This window comes from Photorhabdus namnaonensis (assembly GCF_001684335.1).
GTDB lineage: Bacteria > Pseudomonadota > Gammaproteobacteria > Enterobacterales > Enterobacteriaceae > Photorhabdus > Photorhabdus namnaonensis.
The window spans coordinates 38773-55990 of the sequence record NZ_LOIC01000094.1; the positions used below are offsets into that span (position 1 = coordinate 38773).

14 protein-coding genes, 1 pseudogene and 1 riboswitch are annotated in these 17218 nt (G+C 44.2%); of the genes and pseudogenes, 6 read left to right on the top strand and 9 right to left on the bottom strand.

The window, feature by feature from the left end; genetic code table 11:
- Positions 1–142: 142 nt before the first annotated feature.
- From rluA to thiB, 7 genes and pseudogenes are all read right to left on the bottom strand, one after another.
- A complete protein-coding gene (gene rluA / locus Phpb_RS21180) occupies positions 143–793 on the bottom strand; it encodes a bifunctional tRNA pseudouridine(32) synthase/23S rRNA pseudouridine(746) synthase RluA (protein ID WP_065392101.1) in 651 nt (216 codons plus the stop codon).
- Between the two features lie 95 nt (positions 794–888).
- The gene (rapA, locus tag Phpb_RS21185; RefSeq protein ID WP_065392102.1) at positions 889–3795 is read right to left on the bottom strand and encodes an RNA polymerase-associated protein RapA; all 2907 of its coding nucleotides are present in this window, start codon (positions 3793–3795) and stop codon (positions 889–891) included.
- Positions 3796–3990: 195 nt separating this feature from the next.
- The gene (locus Phpb_RS21190; protein ID WP_065392103.1) at positions 3991–6339 is read right to left on the bottom strand and encodes a DNA polymerase II; all 2349 of its coding nucleotides are present in this window, start codon (positions 6337–6339) and stop codon (positions 3991–3993) included.
- Positions 6340–6991: 652 nt separating this feature from the next.
- A pseudogene (locus Phpb_RS27705) lies at positions 6992–7575 on the bottom strand (Hcp family type VI secretion system effector).
- A 121-nt stretch (positions 7576–7696) separates the two neighbouring features.
- On the bottom strand, positions 7697–8404 hold the full coding sequence (gene thiQ, locus Phpb_RS21200) for a thiamine ABC transporter ATP-binding protein ThiQ (RefSeq protein WP_065392105.1): 708 nt from the start codon (positions 8402–8404) through the stop codon (positions 7697–7699).
- Entirely contained in the window at positions 8397–10001 is a 1605-nt protein-coding gene (gene thiP, locus Phpb_RS21205) for a thiamine/thiamine pyrophosphate ABC transporter permease ThiP (RefSeq protein WP_065392106.1), read from the bottom strand. The genes thiQ and thiP overlap by 8 nt, the downstream gene beginning before the upstream one ends.
- On the bottom strand, positions 9977–10990 hold the full coding sequence (gene thiB / locus Phpb_RS21210; RefSeq protein ID WP_065392107.1) for a thiamine ABC transporter substrate binding subunit: 1014 nt from the start codon (positions 10988–10990) through the stop codon (positions 9977–9979). Before thiB ends, thiP begins: the two co-directional genes overlap by 25 nt.
- 72 nt (positions 10991–11062) lie before the next feature.
- Positions 11063–11167, bottom strand: a riboswitch (TPP riboswitch).
- Positions 11168–11280: 113 nt separating this feature from the next.
- On the opposite strand from thiB, the gene rppH reads away from it, so the two are divergent.
- The 6 genes from rppH to Phpb_RS21240 all read left to right on the top strand — a co-directional run bounded on the left by rppH (position 11281) and on the right by Phpb_RS21240 (position 16531).
- A complete protein-coding gene (gene rppH / locus Phpb_RS21215) occupies positions 11281–11811 on the top strand; it encodes an RNA pyrophosphohydrolase (protein WP_036812197.1) in 531 nt (176 codons plus the stop codon).
- Between the two features lie 9 nt (positions 11812–11820).
- A complete protein-coding gene (ptsP, locus tag Phpb_RS21220; RefSeq protein WP_065392108.1) occupies positions 11821–14067 on the top strand; it encodes a phosphoenolpyruvate--protein phosphotransferase in 2247 nt (748 codons plus the stop codon).
- Between the two features lie 75 nt (positions 14068–14142).
- Entirely contained in the window at positions 14143–15018 is an 876-nt protein-coding gene (gene lgt, locus Phpb_RS21225) for a prolipoprotein diacylglyceryl transferase (protein WP_065392109.1), read from the top strand.
- A complete protein-coding gene (gene thyA / locus Phpb_RS21230; RefSeq protein WP_065392110.1) occupies positions 15015–15809 on the top strand; it encodes a thymidylate synthase in 795 nt (264 codons plus the stop codon). Before lgt ends, thyA begins: the two co-directional genes overlap by 4 nt.
- Positions 15810–15935: 126 nt before the next feature.
- Positions 15936–16202: a hypothetical protein gene (locus Phpb_RS21235; protein ID WP_046394836.1), complete on the top strand. Its 267-nt coding sequence runs from the start codon at positions 15936–15938 to the stop codon at positions 16200–16202.
- Entirely contained in the window at positions 16199–16531 is a 333-nt protein-coding gene (locus Phpb_RS21240) for a hypothetical protein (RefSeq protein WP_052739388.1), read from the top strand. The genes Phpb_RS21235 and Phpb_RS21240 overlap by 4 nt, the downstream gene beginning before the upstream one ends.
- Before the next feature lie 133 nt (positions 16532–16664).
- Here Phpb_RS21240 and Phpb_RS21245 read toward each other — a convergent pair whose 3' ends face one another.
- Both Phpb_RS21245 and Phpb_RS27735 read right to left on the bottom strand, forming a co-directional pair.
- On the bottom strand, positions 16665–16940 hold the full coding sequence (locus Phpb_RS21245) for a helix-turn-helix domain-containing protein (protein WP_075489578.1): 276 nt from the start codon (positions 16938–16940) through the stop codon (positions 16665–16667).
- An 82-nt stretch (positions 16941–17022) separates the two neighbouring features.
- A complete protein-coding gene (locus Phpb_RS27735) occupies positions 17023–17160 on the bottom strand; it encodes a hypothetical protein (RefSeq protein ID WP_489739831.1) in 138 nt (45 codons plus the stop codon).
- Positions 17161–17218: the final 58 nt, after the last annotated feature.

The window sequence follows — 17218 nt, forward strand, 5'->3', positions numbered from 1 at the left end:
TAGAATATTTTATGTTTTATTTTGTTTTAATTTAGGAGGAAGGTAAAAAATGGCAAATATCCGTGTTCTTTTAGCTTGTTGTGGCTTGGCCTTATGTTTGATATTGGCTTCATTGGATTCGGTTACTGTATTTGTCTATTAATCAAAAATCGGCTTTACACTGAAAATGCATTGGCGTTCCATAGGCCGGATGTGTGATATATAACTCTTGTGCATGTAATTGCAGGCGAGGCGCCATTGCTCTTGCCTGCTGATGAGCGTAAAACCTATCTCCCAGAATCGGGTGTTCAAGTGCTAGCATATGTACCCTGAGCTGATGTGAACGACCGGTTATCGGTGAGAGTTTTACTCGAGTTGCCTCATCTTCGTAAGCGAGTATTTCGTATTCAGTTTGAGCCGATTTCCCGGTTTCAAAGCACACTTTCTGCTTTGGCCGGTTCGGCCAGTCACAAATCAGCGGTAGATCGACAAGACCAGTTTTTGGTTCCAGATGTCCCCAAACCCGTGCAATATAGGTTTTTTCCGGTTCTCGTTCACGGAATTGGCGTTTCAATTCACGTTCTGCGTCTTTGGTTAATGCAACTACCATTACGCCGCTGGTTGCCATATCTAGTCGGTGAACAGATTCTGCTACGGGAAACTGCTGTTGTATCCGCGTCATAATACTGTCTTTATGTTCTTCTGCCCGACCGGGAACAGAAAGTAACCCGCTGGGTTTATTGACTACGATGATATGTTGATCCTGATAAAGCACATGTAACCAAGGATCGGTAGGAGGGTTATAAGCTTCCATTGGGACTCCGGTAGCTGAATATTAGGGGAGGCGTGGAATAGGGTGCTTAGTAAAATTTACCCCATTCCGATTTAGCCTCCGGGTATTGCTAATATTTACTGATGCGTAACGACAACAAGGCGAATAGCATCCAGACGCCAGCTTGCCTGATTTAAGTTAAGCAGCAACTGTTGGCGATTGGATTCAATGGCTTCCAATTCATCATCACGAATATTTGGATTGACGGCCTTCAATGCTTCCAAACGGGAAAGTTCAGCAGTGAGATTTTCATCTGCTTGCTGTTTCGCTTGTTCAATCAATGATTGAGCCTGAGTCTCTACTAAACCTTCGGCCTGTTGCAAAATAGCGTGAACTTCTTTTTGTACCGCATTGACCAGTTTACTTGCTGTATGACGATTCACTGCATTAAGCTGGCGGTTAAAGCTTTCAAACTCCACCTGACCAGCCAGATTATTGCCTTTCAGGTCCATCAGTATCCGCAATGGCGTTGGTGGAAGGAAACGGGTCAATTGCAGGTGTTTCGGGGCTTGAGCTTCAACTACGTAGATCAGTTCTACCAGCAGGGTTCCGACAGGTAATGCTTTATTTTTCAAAATGGATACCGCACAGCTACCCGTATCACCGGAAAGGATCAGATCCAAACCATTACGAATAATTGGGTGCTCCCAACTGATAAACTGGGCATCTTCACGGGACAGTGACTGTTCACGATCAAAAGTGATAGTACAACCATCTTTTGGTAACCCAGGGAAATCTGGGACCAGCATGTGATCGGATGGTGTCAGCACTATCATGTTGTCATTGCGATCTTCCTGATTGATACCAACGATATCAAATAAGTTGAGGGAGAAGTTTACTAGATCAGTATCATTATCATACTCTGAAATTTTTTCCGCCAGTTGCAAACCATGTTCGCCGCCGTTGGAGTTCATTTCCAGCAACCGGTCACGGCCTTGCTCCAGTTGCTGTTTGAGTTGCTCATGTTGCTGGCGGCACTGATCAATAAATTCACCAAATTTTTCCTGGCTATTGGGTTTGGCAAGATAGTTCAGCAGAGTTTCATAATAGTGATCATAAATAGTACGACCGGTTGGGCAGGTATACTCGAATGCATCCAAACCTTCATGATACCAACGAATCAGGACGGCTTGGGCGGTATTTTCCAGATAAGGCACACTAATCTGGATATCACGGCTTTGGCCGATGCGATCCAGGCGTCCGATACGCTGTTCCAGTAAATCCGGATTGAATGGTAAATCAAACATCACTAATTGGTTAGCGAACTGGAAGTTGCGGCCTTCTGAGCCAATTTCGGAGCACAGTAATACCTGAGCGCCTTCTTCTGCGGAAGCAAAATAGGCTGCGGCGCGATCACGTTCAATCAGTGATAGACCTTCATGGAAAACCGCGCCACGAATCCCTTCGCGCTCACGTAGTACTTGTTCCAGTTGCAGAGCAGTGGTTGCTTTAGCACAAATTACCAGCACTTTTTCATGACGATTTGCCGTCAGAAAACCAAGTAGCCACTCTACGCGGGGATCAAAGTTCCACCAGGTCGCGTTTTCGCCTTCAAACTCCTGATAAATTTGTTCTGGGTAGAGCATATCCCATGCGCGAGCTTCCAGCGATTTTTTAGCGCCCATAATATCGGAGACTTTAATAGCGGTCTGATATTGGGATGGCAGAGGTAACTTGATCTGGTGCAGTTCGCGACGGGGGAAGCCTTTTACACCATTACGGGTATTACGGAACAGAATACGGCTGGTGCCGTGACGATCCATCAGCATGGAAATCAGTTCACGGCGTGCGGTTTCACTTTCATCGCTATTACTATTGGCGGCTTTCAGCAGAGGCTCAATATCTTGCTCGCTAATCAATTCACCCATTAGGTTTAATTGATTATTATTAAGTTGTTCACCGGATAACAGCAGTGTGACAGCATCGGCAACTGGACGGTATTTTTGTTGTTCGTCGATAAAAGCCTGATAATCGTGGAAACGGTTTGGATCAAGTAGACGTAGACGGGCAAAATGGCTTTCTTGCCCTAGCTGTTCTGGTGTTGCAGTCAATAGCAGTACACTTGGGATCTGTTCAGCTAATTGCTCGACAACCTGGTATTCACGGCTAGGAGCATCCTCGCTCCAGGCCAGATGATGAGCTTCATCCACCACCATCAGATCCCAGCTAGCTTCAAGCATATGCTCAAAACGCTGTTTATTACGGCGGACAAAATCCAGTGAACAGAGTATCAATTGTTCTGTTTCAAATGGATTATCACTATCGTGTCGTGCTTCGGTATAGCGGCTATCGTCAAACAGGGCAAAACGCAGGTTGAAACGGCGTAGCATTTCTACCAGCCATTGATGTTGAAGGCTATCGGGTACAATCACTAGAACGCGTTCAGCACGACCGGCCAGCAATTGCTGGTGGATGATCATCCCGGCTTCGATGGTTTTACCTAAACCGACTTCATCGGCCAATAGAACCCTTGGCGCGTAGCGTTTGCCGACTTCATTAGCGATATGAAGTTGATGAGGGATCAGGCTGGCGCGGATACCCCGCAAGCCGCTTTCAGCCAGTTTAAATTGTTCGCTTTGATATTTACGGGCGCGAAAACGCAAGGCAAAGCGGTCCATACGGTCAATCTGACCAGCAAACAGGCGATCCTGTGGTTTGTTGAAGGTAAGTTTACTGTCAAGGAATACTTCGCGCAGACTGATATTCTCTTCCAGAGTATCAAGTCGTGTGCCTGTATAAATCAGCAGGCCATTTTCTAGTTGGACTTCATCCACTTTGAGTTGCCAGCCTTCATGGCTGGTGACAACATCCCCCGAGTTAAACATAACACGGGTAATAGGAGAATCATTGCGTGCATAGAGGCGGTTTTCACCGCTGGCAGGAAAGAGCAAAGTGACCATTCGTGCGTCCAGTGCAACAACGGTTCCTAATCCAAGTTCGCTTTCTGTATCGCTGATCCAGCGTTGACCGAGGGTAAATGGCATAAATTTTAACTCAGTTTCTGTTAGATAATGTTATTTATAAGTGGAGGACGACAGCTTTTTATTTGGTCTAACGGAGATAATGGGCAGATAGCAAGACACCCCGTTAGTTCCCTTATCACTCGTCAAAGGGGCGATATGTTAATGGAAGCAAAGCCGGTCGTCACCTGCAAAAAATAGTAATCAGCCAAATAGTAATTAGCCAAAAGGCATTACCATCTGTCCGGTGAGTAAAGTTACAAAATCATCCTGTAAAAACGGCAGGATAGCGTCAGCGATAGGCTGAAGTTGCTTATTGATATAGTGATCATAGTCTGGTGGTGAATGCAGATTTTCCAGTGGTTCCGGCCCGGATTGTGTCATGACATAGCTTATCCAACCCCCATTTTGGTACTGCAAGGGCCGGTTATGTTGCAGATTGTATTCATCTGCCAGCCTTGCTGCCCTCACATGGGGTGGTACATTGCGCTGATAGTCAGACAACTTACGGCCCAACCTTTTACGGTAGATTAGTTTATCATCAAATTTTCCTTTTAGGGTACTGGTAACATAACCACGGATAAACTCTTGATAAGGCTGTTCATGAAAAATCAGTGAATACAGTTGCTTCTGGAAATTTTGCGCCAGCGGTGTCCAGTCAGTGCGTACTGTTTCCAGACCTTTATAGACTATGCGGTCACCACTCAGACCGGCATAACGCTTTTTACTGCCTTGTTCAGCCCCACGGATGGTTGGCATCAGAAAACGGCGATAGTGAGTTTCAAGTTCCAATTCAAGGGTGCTTTTAAGCCCAAAATGTTCTTGTAGGTGTTTTTGCCACCATTGGTTAACGAATCGCGCAAGTTCTTTGCCGATACTGAGAGCCTGTTCTTCTTCATGCGCCTGTTTCAGCCAAATAAAGATAGAATCTGTATCACCGTAGATAACTTGATAGTTTTGAGATTCAATCAGCTTTCTGGTCTGGAGCATAATTTCGTGGCCGCGCATAGTAATGGAAGAGGTCAGGCGTGGGTCGAAGAAGCGACAGCCCTCCGCCCCAAGAACGCCGTAGAAAGCGTTCATGATGATCTTCAATGCTTGTGACAATGGGGAGTTATGCTGTTTTTTTGCTGCGTCACGTTCATACCAGATTTGCGTCACGATATCAGGCAGACAGTGCTGAGTACGGGAAAAGAAGGCATTGCGGAAACCGGGAACCGCATGCTCGCTGTCCGGCTGTGCCAGACCTTCCACCATCCCGACAGGATCGATAAGAAAAGTGCGAATAATCGAGGGATACAGACTTTTATAATCCAGCACCAGCACTGAATCATACAAGCCGGGGCGAGAATCCATCACGAAACCTCCGGGGCTGTTATCCAGCGGCTTCTCGCCTGGATTTGGGGCAACATAACCGATGCGGTGCATTTTTGGCATGTAAAGATGGGTGAAAGCGGTGACTGAACCGCCACTGCGATCTACGGCGAGACCGGTAACTGTCGCCCTTTCCAACAGGAACTTCATTAAGTGGGTTTTATCGAAAATCTGGTTTACCAGAATACAGTCTTGCAGATTATATTGTGCCAGTGCGGGCTTATCTTGCTGGAAACGGCGGTCAATCTCATCCATACGCTGATAGGGTGTATCAATGGCTTTGCCTTCGCCTAATAGTTCTTGCGAGACATATTCCAGACTGAAAGAAGGAAAATTCCAGGTAGCGGTTTTCAGTGCTTCAATACCATCAATAATCAACCGACCGGTAGTGGAAGCGAAAAAGTGCCCCGGTTTAAAGCCGTGTTCCCGCCACTCCAGTAACCCTCCGGCCCGTCCAAATTTCAGTGGAATACCGTAGCGTTCAGCATGTTTTTGTAAAATCCGCAGATCGAACTGAATCAGGTTCCAGCCAATAATGGCGTCAGGGTCATATTTTTCCAGCCACTCGTTGAGTCTTTCCAGCATTTGCGGGCGACTGGCCACATATTCCAAATCAAAATCTACCGGGCGCTCATTACTGTTAGCAGGGCCAAGCATAAATACTTTTTGCTGATCACATCCTGCTAATCCAATGGAATAAAGTTCTCCGTGCTGGCTGGTTTCAATATCCAGGGATACCCATTTCAATGTTGGGCGATAAACAGGGTTGGGCTTCATCTGATAGCTACCATTAGGAGCCTGACTGAACCAAATGGGAGCAGTGATAAAACGTTCCATCATAAACTTGTCTGGTGGACGGATATCTGCTTCATAAACCTGAATTTCCTGTTGCTGTAGCACTTTCTCAATCCGTTGTAATTGGCGGTATTGATGGCAATAAAGCGCTGCGACAGGTTGGCGATTGAAATCTTTTAATGAGAGTGGGCGGAGATGGCAGTTGCGCTCTTGCGCCAGAATTTTTTCCACCTGAGGCATATTGGCTTGCGGGATGAAAGCGACCGCTTGTTGGTGAAGAACTTTGATACGACGTGGCCCCTGATCCGTTGCTAGCCAGTATGTTACTTCAATACCCGAGGGAGTATCCCGCCAATGGCGTGTCAGTATAAAACCTTGTTCAGCATGATTCTGTTGCATATAGAGGCAGACGCTTATATTTGTTGAAAATAACTACAATCATAGCATTAAATCATGGTTATCTATACAGTTGTCTGATCTCACTATATTGTGATGTGGTGCATAAATGATAATTGAAACATTGCCGAGTTAATTGCAAAGAATGGAAAATAAATAGCTCTAATGAAGTAGACAGGTATTATTGAATATATTTATAAGAGTATAGTCGTAGAAAACGTATTTTATTCGTTATTTTCGATACGTTTTTAATATTATCTAGCTTTATTCTTAAGTGTATTATTTTGAATTTTTATTGTTAAATGGCTATAAAAATATGAATTATATCTAACTCAACCTTAAAAAATAGAGGTAAATAGATCAGGTGAAATATTAAAGAAAAACCTACCAAAGAATTTAAGTTATTTATGGGGATTTTAATAAAGTTAAAAGACGGATTAAACTTATAAAACCCTCAGGTTAGACACCATTACGCTTATCCCGTCTAGCAATAAAGCATAAATCTAGCGTAGTAAGTATAGAACCAATAAAGAATAAAAATGGAGGAAAAAACAAAATAGCTTATTGATCTAATTTTATTGTTTAGATGACCTGGAACTTGGGTTATATGTACAAAAATTATTACTTAATACCCTGTCACGTAATTTATTCATTCTTAATAAACCTCATCATCTCTGATGCTATAAGCAGAAGTAGCAGCAATGTGATGACTCCACGTTATATTCTGATAAATGACAGAGATACTCTCTTCTGGCTGATTTTCTGCATGAGTTAAATAACGTTTCATAATTCTGCTACATATGATCTTCTCCAACCAATTGTTATACATAGAATTATGGGTAGTATAAGATGTAGCGCTATTTTGGAGTCTTATTTAAAGAGTGGGGGGTAATTAGTATTAAAAGCGTTTATTTTTGCTTTTGTTAATTCTATTGAATAAAACTTTTCTTGAGCGCTTTCTGATTAAATTCTATAAAAATCTAACAGGATATGAAGTTCTTCGTTGTTTGAAATTGCTAGTCCAAGTAAAGGAGAGGATTTATCGATGGATTTTATGATATTAAAAGGATGATGGCTTACATGTTGTACTCGAGTTAAAGAATGTGTAACGGAGTAAACTAATATTTGATCCCGGTGGTTCTCTTGATATTTATTACCAATAGAATCAAAAGTAGAACAGCCAGCTGAAATTAACCCTTGGTTCTTTCCTTTTATGGTCGCATAAATCAAATTAGACATTATTAAATCCTTTATTAAAAATTAACACATAAAAAACACTTATAACAAAAAAGATTTATATTACCCAGTTTTATTTTTAAAATATAGACTTTGGTCACAGAAGGAAATAATCGAAGTACTACTAAATAGAAGCGACCTGCCTCCCCAAAATAGCTGCCTCAGAAACAGCACCGGCAGCCAGAGCATTTGTTGAACCGTCATAATGAATATTACCATCAACAATTAATAAAGCGCGATCAGCTATACGAGCGGCATCATCTAGATTATGGGAAACCATCAGTAATGTAAGCTGGCGTTCATGGCAAACTTGCTCCAGTAATACCAGCATTTCATTACGCAGTGCCGGATCTAAGGCTGAAAAAGGCTCGTCAAGTAATAAAATGGGCTGCTGGCGTACCAGGCAACGAGCTAATGCTGCCCGCTGCCGTTGTCCACCAGAAAGTTGAGCGGGCAAACGAGTCAGGCAATCTTCCAACGAAACTTGAGAGATTATTTGCTGTAATGTCTGTTTCTGCGTGCTATTAAGGCGTAATCCGGGATGTAAGCCTAGCCCAATATTCTGCTCAATTGTTAAATGAGAGAAGAGATTATTTTCTTGAAATAACATGGAGACCGGGCGTTGAGCTGGTGACGTACTGGTATGATTTTCCCCGTCCAGCCATAGGGAGCCTTTTTCTGCCGTTTGAAAACCGGCTATCAAGCTCAGGAGTGTACTTTTACCTGCGCCACTGGGACCAAGGATTGCGATACGTTCTCCGGCCTGAATTTGCAAATCAAAGCACATCATCAGATGTTCATAGCGGTAAGTCAGATTTTCAAGTTTAAGCATTACGTAGTCTCGGTAAGCGTTCAAGTAAACTAAACAGCATAAAACATAACAATAACAGCAATAAAGCAGTGATCGCGCCATCTTGACTACGGTAAGCCCCGATTTGCTGGTAGAGATAGAAGGGCAGGGTACGGAAATCTTCATTGCCAAATAGTGCGATAACGCCAAAATCTCCAATGGAGAGGACACAAGCAAAGGCCAGCGCTTGTGCCAGCGGAACTTTCAGTGCTTTTAGTTCAATCCAGCGCAGTCGGTTAATACCTTGAATATTCAAGGAGCGACACAGTGGATTATAGCGGGCCGCCAGATCTTTCATTGGATTATCCAGAACTTTCAGTGCATAGGGAATTGCCATCAGTGCGTTGGTTAAAATCACCAGACCATAAGGTGAACGGGGCAGGCCGATGGTGTCGTTAAGCAGTAAGAAAAATCCTGTTGCCAGTACAATGCCGGGCATCGCGAGGATCAACAAACCACTTATCTCCATTGTTTGGCCCCAACGGGGGGAATAACGCAGGTACAGCTCACGGCTGCTCCACAGCAACATCATAGTGAATAAAACACATAATAACCCCGCGCTTAAAGCAATCACCACTGAGGTGATAAATGCTTGCCACAATGCAGGCTGGCGCAATACGTTAAGCAACCCGTTGTTAAGGCCATCTACGATAACTGCCAATAATGGCGGCACGAGCAGTAATAATGCTGCGGTAATTAACAGGCTGTCGCAGATTTTTCTCAACAAAGTATCCTGTGGATTACGCCATTGCTGTTGGTTGCTGTAGCCGACAGATAGAGCACTGTTAAGTTTCTGGCTGAGGAGTACAAGGCCAAGACAGCAGGTAATCTGAATCAGAGCCAATAACGCGGCGCGGTTAAGATCGTAGTCATAGCTTAACGCCTGATAGATTGCCAGTTCGACAGTTGTTGCAGCAGGCCCGCCGCCTAACGCCAGCACGGTAGCAAAACTGGCGAAACAGAGCATAAAAATCAGTGCGCCAGTGGGCAGGATTTGGCGGCGTAGATAAGGCCATTCAACAAAACGGAAATGTTGCCATTCATTCATACCTAGCTGTGCCGCTAATTGCCGTTGTTCCACCGCGATGTTTTCCAGTGATTGCAGTAAAAGCCGTGTAGCGAGTGGCATATTAAAGAAGATATGTGCCAGCAAAATTCCTGGTAAACCATAAGGGGTGAAATGGTAATCGATGCTGATCCATTCGCAGAACTGGGCCAGCCAGCCGGCTCTGCCGTAAACCGTCAGAATGCCGAATAGAGCGACCAATACAGGTAAAACCAGTGTCATCGCACATAGGCGGAGAAGTAGAGTTCGGCCTGGAAAATGACGACGATAGAGTGCTCTGGAAAGAAAAATAGCCGGGATAACAGAAAACAGCGCCGACAAAAAAGCTTGCCAGAATGTGAAACGTACCACATGCCACAGATAGCTATCTTCTACCAGTAAAGACCAGTTACGTTCAGGCGCGTTAAACCAAAGCGCCCCGAACGCGAGTAAGGCGACCAATAGTAAAAAGCCGGAAGCGATAGCCCCCGGCAACAGCCATCCGGCTATCAACGGCTGACAGCGCTTTGCCATGCACGAATCCATTGGTTTCGGTATTTTGCGATTTCTTCTGCGGGATATTGCAGTGATTTTTCAGGTATTGAAAGCTGTGAATACACTTCTGGGAGCGGGATATCAATGACCGGATACATCCAGTTAGTAGTTGGGATTTCCTGTTGGAAAGCTGGGGTCAGCATAAACTGCATAAATTCCCGGGCAAGCTCCGGTTGCTTGCTGGAGGCCAGTTGTGCGGCCACTTCGACTTGCAGGTAATGACCTTCATTGAAGGTAGCGGCAGCATAATCTTCTGTCTTCTCAGATAAGAGGTGGTAGCCCGGTGAAGAGGTATAGCTTAGTACCAGATCGCCTTCTCCTTTCAGGAACAGACCGTAAGCTTCACTCCAACCTTTGGTAACAGTTAGTGTTTTCTTTGCCAGTTTTTGCCAGGCTTGTGGGGCATCATCACCATAAATTTTCTGCATCCATAACAGCAAACCTTGCCCCGGTGTGCTGGTGCGAGGATCTTGATAGATCACTTTCCAGTTATTGGGGCTGTTAATTAGCTCATCCATGCTTTTGGGTGGGTTTGGCAAACTCTTTTTGTTGTAAATGAAGGCAAAATAGCCATAGTCATAAGGAATAAATATCTGGTTATGCCATGACACCGGCAGCGCCAGCTTGCTGATATCCACTTGACTTTCAGTGAACAGCCCCGTTTGTTGAGCTGCTTGAATCAAATTGTTATCCAATCCAAGAATAATATCGGCGGCAGTACGCTTTCCTTCCATTCTTAGGCGATTGAGCAAGGAAACACCATCTTCCAGAGCAACCAGTTTCAGTTCACAGTCACATTCAGCTTCAAACGCTTTTTTAATTGCGGGTCCGGGACCCCATTCTGCGGCAAAAGAATCATAGGTATAGACCGTTAATACCGGTTTAGCTTGTACAACCTGACTCAATAGCAACATAGGGGCTGATAGGACCATCAGTACGATTAATTTGGAAAATAACGTCTTAAACACTTTGCTCTCCTTACATTAAGAGGATTGGCAAAGGATTTGAGGAAGCGCTAAACGGCAAGATAATGTCTGTGAAATAGTTAGCAGCTCAAATCCCTACGTCGGTATTAGCCGGATCAGGTTCGGCGGGTTTACTCTCAGCAAGGCTGTTTTAAACAGCCAGCACCCCGTTGAGATGGCGCTATTGTAGAGATTTAGCTAGCGACTGCAAAGTCCAATGATAGAGGTTTACCACTTGAGGGTAGTGTGAAACAATTAGTCATCTTTCAAATTTAGTTTATCGAGGTAGTCTGGTGATCGATGATGATGGCTACCGCCCGAATGTAGGAATTGTAATTTGTAATCGGCAAGGCCAGGTTTTGTGGGCGCGGCGTTATGGGCAGCATTCCTGGCAATTTCCTCAAGGGGGCATTAATCCGGGGGAATCACCAGAACAGGCTATGTACCGGGAACTGTATGAAGAAGTGGGTTTAGGTCGGAAAGATGTACGCGTTCTGGCTTCTACTCGTAATTGGTTGCGTTACAAATTACCCAAGCGTTTGGTGCGTTGGGATACTCGACCTGTCTGTATCGGTCAAAAACAGCGGTGGTTTTTATTACAACTGCTCTGTAATGAAGAAGATATTAATGTGCAACACAGTAATACCCCGGAGTTCGATGGTTGGCGTTGGGTCAGCTATTGGTATCCTGTCCGGCAGGTTGTCTCTTTTAAGCGTGATGTTTATCGGCGCGTGATGAAAGAGTTTTCTTCGGTTGTCATGCCAATGCAGGAAAGCTCATCTCTGCCACGTTCTTCGTATTCTTATCGTCGCAAAAGAAGTTAGGTGAGTTCTATGCTCATGCGCTTACGGGAAGTTGTGGAAAAAGTTGCGATGGCAACCAATCTGGCCGAAGCGCTTGAGCTATTGGTGAACGAAACCTGTTTGGCGATGAACACGGATGTCTGTTCTATCTATCTTGCTGATCATCAACGGCGGTGTTATTACCTGATGGCGACCCGAGGGTTGAGGAAACCCCGGGGAAAGGCTATCAGTTTGGCTTTTGGTGAGGGCGTTGTCGGACAAGTTGGTCAATTATCTGAACTGATTAATCTGGCTGATGCCCGCAGTCATCCAAGTTTCAAATATTTGCCTCAAGTGAAAGAGGATAGCTTCCGCGCGTTTTTGGGCGTTCCGGTGGTTTATCGTCGCCAGTTGCAAGGTGTTTTAGTCGTTCAGCAGCAGGAACAACGCCTGTTTAATGAAACCGAAGAATCCTTTATGGTGACGCTTGCGACACAACTGGCGGTGATCCTTGCTCAAGCTCAGACTAAGGGTTTGTTTGGGCAGTATCGGCAAACCAGAATTAAAGCGCTGGCAATTTCCAATGGCATCGTGATGGCTCAGGGGTGGCAAGATTGTTCCCAACCCTCACTTGATCAAATTTTTGAAGCTTCAACCCTTGATCATGCAGCAGAACGTTCTCGTTTGATTCAGGCACTTGAAGATGCAACTGCGGAATGCCGGCGGCTCAGTAAACGTTTTACCGCGGGTTCTCAAAAAGAGAGCGCTGCGATTTTTAATCTTTATTCCTACCTTTTGAATGATCCTCAGTTGAAACAAGATCTGTTCTCCTGTGTTGAACAGGGATCTGTTGCACAATGGGCGGTTAAACAAGTTATTGAGAAATACGCGGAACAATTTGCCAGCTTGCAGGATGCTTATATGCGGGAAAGGGCATCGGATCTACGGGCGCTTGGGCAGCGATTATTATTTCATCTTGATGATTCATTGACTGCCAGCCATCAATGGCCTGAATGGTTTATTCTGGTTGCAGATGAACTGAGCGCCAACCTATTGGCAGAAGTGCCGCAAGAAAGATTAGCAGGAGTTATTGTTCGTGATGGCGCTACCCATTCACATTCTGCCATATTGGTACGTGCAATGGGCATCCCGGCCATTATGGGGGCAGATATCCAGCCGGAACTCCTGCATAATCGTATGCTGATTCTTGATGGTTTCCGTGGAGAAGTTTTTATTGAACCTGAGCCACTGATTTCGCAGGAATATAAACAGATTATTGAAGAAGAAAAAGCACTGAGCAAACTGGCTGAGGGGGATGTTGATCAGGAAGCACGGCTCAAAAGTGGTGAACGCATTCTGGTTCAGCTTAACGCAGGTTTGAGCCTGAAATATGAGTTACAAATCAGTAACAGTATTGATGGTGTTGGACTCTATCGCACCGAAATACCCTTTATGTTGCACAGTGGTTTCCCGTCAGAAGATGAACAAAAAGCGCGTTATCAGGAGATGTTGCAATTATTTCCTGATAAACCGGTGGTATTACGTACACTTGATATCGGTGCGGATAAACAACTGCCTTATATGCCGATTAGTGAAGATAACCCTTGTTTGGGATGGCGTGGTATACGGGTGACGTTGGATCAACCGGAGATTTTTCTTATTCAGCTTAGGGCAATGCTCAGAGCTAACGTTGATACGGGTAATCTGAAAATCCTGTTGCCAATGGTGACGAGTGTAGAAGAAATTGATGAAGCTAAACGATTAGTAGACAGGGCGAAAGAGGAAGTCGAGCAAATGCTGGCGTGTCAAATACCTGTGCCTCAGCTCGGTGTAATGATTGAAGTTCCTTCGATGATCTTCTTGCTGCCACAACTCAAAAATAGAGTCGATTTTGTGTCTATTGGCACTAATGACCTAACACAGTATCTATTGGCGGTGGATCGGAATAACACTCACGTCGCTTCTCTTTATGATTGTTTGCATCCGGCGGTGATTCGGGCATTAAAACTGGTATTTGAAAATAGCCAACGAACAGGTCTTACGATCAGTATTTGTGGTGAAATGGCAGGAACTCCGATGGGTGCGTTATTATTGATTGGTCTTGGCTATCGTAGCCTGAGTATGAGTGGTTGTAGTGTGCCAAGAATTAAGTATTTATTGCGTCATCTGGAGATGACTCAGGTTGAAAAATTAATGGCCGAAATACTACAAGCTGAAACCAGCCTAAGAGTAAAGGAGTTGTCAGCAACGTTTATGGAGCGGCATGGGGTTGGCGGTTTGGTCAGAGGCGGCATTTAATCCGTTTAACCGCCTGTGCTATGATTCTCAATCACTTGCCTTAGGGCATTAACGCTAAATATTAAGTGGGGAAAGATGAGTAACAGCTACCTGGCATTTCCTAATATTGACCCGGTTATTTTTTCAATAGGTCCAATAGCCCTCCATTGGTATGGTTTCATGTACTTGGTTGGGTTTGTATTCGCCATGTGGCTAGCGACACGCAGAGCAGCGAAACCCAATAGTGGTTGGACGAAAAACGAAGTAGAGAACTTACTTTATGCAGGGTTTGCTGGCGTATTTGTTGGTGGCCGTCTGGGCTACGTCCTGTTTTATAATTTCCCTGCCTTTCTCGACAACCCGCTTTATTTGTTTAAAGTTTGGGACGGTGGGATGTCTTTCCACGGTGGTTTGATGGGGGTTATCTGCGCAATGTGGTGGTTTGGTCTCAGAACGAAACGCCATTTCTTACAAGTTGCCGACTTCATTGCACCGTTAGTCCCTTTTGGCTTAGGCATGGGGAGAATCGGTAATTTTATTAACGGCGAGTTGTGGGGACGTGTCACATTGGATACGCCGTGGGCGATGCTGTTCCCAAGCTCCCGTAGTGAAGATATTGCACTGGCTGCAACGGAGCCTTCATTGCTATCAGTACTTGAACAATATGGTGTTCTGCCACGTCACCCTTCACAGCTTTATGAAATGGCGTTGGAAGGGATCGTTCTGTTCATTATCTTAAATTTATATATCCGTAAACCTCGGCCGGTGGGCAGTGTTTCTGGCTTATTCTTAATTGGTTACGGTATTTTCCGGGTGATAGTCGAATTTTTCCGCCAACCGGATGCACAATTGGGTTTATTCGACGGGATCAGCATGGGGCAAATTCTTTCTATCCCAATGATTTTGGCGGGAATTTTAATGATGATATGGGCATACAAACACCAAGGTAATAAGGTACAAAAGGTAAAATGAAACAGTATCTGGATTTAATGACAAGAGTGCTTGCAGAGGGCGCTCCGAAGGCAGACCGTACCGGGACGGGGACTCTCTCCATTTTCGGGCATCAGATGCGTTTCAATTTGCAGGATGGTTTTCCGCTAGTTACAACTAAACGCTGCCATATTCGTTCAATTATTCATGAACTTCTTTGGTTTCTGAATGGTGATACCAATATTAAATATCTGCATGAAAATGGAGTGACTATTTGGGATGAATGGGCGGATGAAAATGGTGATTTAGGGCCTGTGTATGGTAAGCAATGGCGTGCGTGGGGCACCGCTGATGGCTGTCAGATTGACCAATTGAAAACCGTACTGGAACAGCTTAAAAACGATCCAGATTCACGTAGGATCATTGTTTCGGCTTGGAACGTTGGTGAACTGGATAACATGGCATTAGCGCCATGCCACGCTTTTTTCCAGTTTTATGTCGCGGATGGCAAACTTTCTTGTCAGCTTTACCAGCGTTCTTGTGATGTATTCCTTGGCTTACCGTTCAATATTGCCAGCTATGCATTGTTGGCGCATATGATGGCGCAACAGTGTGATCTGGAAGTGGGTGATTTTGTCTGGACTGGTGGTGACACCCATCTTTATAGCAACCATATGGAACAGACAAAATTACAACTCAGCCGTGAGCCGCGTTCATTGCCAAAACTGGTGATAAAGCGTAAGCCGGAATCACTTTTTGATTATAAATTTGATGACTTTGAAATAGTTGATTATGACCCGCATCCAGGAATAAAGGCTCCGGTTGCTATTTAACGGTTGTGGTTAAAATAGCTCTTCTATGTTTGTCAACATTCTGGGGGAACAATTTATTATAAATTGTTCCCCTTTTCATTTTGGTGGTATAGTATACAGATACATAGAAGTAGGAGGAAAAAGACCATGAATACCTTTTCTCAAAAAAAAGCTAGGGATCTACTCAGTAACCCAGAGAATTTCGAGGGCGGCGTGTTTATTACCAAAAATGGGATATCTGAATTGTTTATTCAACCGATAGCAGAACGTGAGAGGGAGCAAGCCGATAGAAACGCAGAAAGACAGGCGATGGCGTTGCTTAAAATCGCTATGCTGTCTAAGAAAGATATCATGGATGGTAGAAAAATGACTCCTGAAGAAGCACTTCGTAGACGTAGGGAATGTCGGACGTGATATATAAAGTTCAAGTTGCTGAAACAGCCTACCAGACACTTTCTATTATTGAAGACTACAAGGCTTACACAATAGGGTTGGAAGCGGCTCAAAATTTGGTAGATGATTTATTGATTGAATCATCGAGATTGATTGGGGAAAACCCGTTAGCATACGGCTATTCCTCAATGTTACTGGATAAAGGAATACAATTTCACCAGTGGTTTTCCAAAGATCGGCAATTCCGTGCCATTTATGATGTAGTCGGGGGTGAAATTCAAATATTAGCATACGCAAGCACAAACCAAGATTTAATTACCCTCTTGTACCAACTACTGATCGTACACTGATAGTAAAAACACTTTATGGTGTATTAGTCTTAGAGTCAGGTTAGGATCGGCATTAAACCCGACCTAAGACAGCAATTATGAAAGATCTTAAAAAATCTTTTTGTTACTCAATCAGTTGTGGAAATAGATAAAGCTAATCGATAAAAACTGCACTAGAAACCTTAAAACGTTTACTCAGGGCTTTTATATGGGTTACTGTCAGTGACTTTGTTCCACTCAGAATTTGTGATACCAGAGAAGCTTCTCCGATTTCGTTTTTAAGGTCGGCTGGCGTAAGACCGTATTGATCCATTAGAACTCGTAGGGTTGCAATCCCCGTAGGAATATTTTCAATAGCCTGGTTAAATTCTGCAAATTCAGGGGCAGTATCTTCATAGCGTTCAATTGTTGTAGCTAAATAACTTTCCAAAATAGTGCTACACCTTACACACGCTACATAACATATAATTCTATGTATAACAATTGGTTGAAGAAAATCATGTGCGCCGGAATTATGAAACCTTATTTAGAATCTCAATTAACCCTTTGTTGTTGTCATAGTCTTTGAAAAGCTCATCAATTAAATCCATCGCTTCTTTGTACTGTTCTGAGGTATCGATGTAGGTCAGCCAAGGGATCTCTGAAAACAGAGCACTAGCCCGTTCTTAGACGACTGCAAAATTGATTATTCTCTGTTTCTCCGGTAGT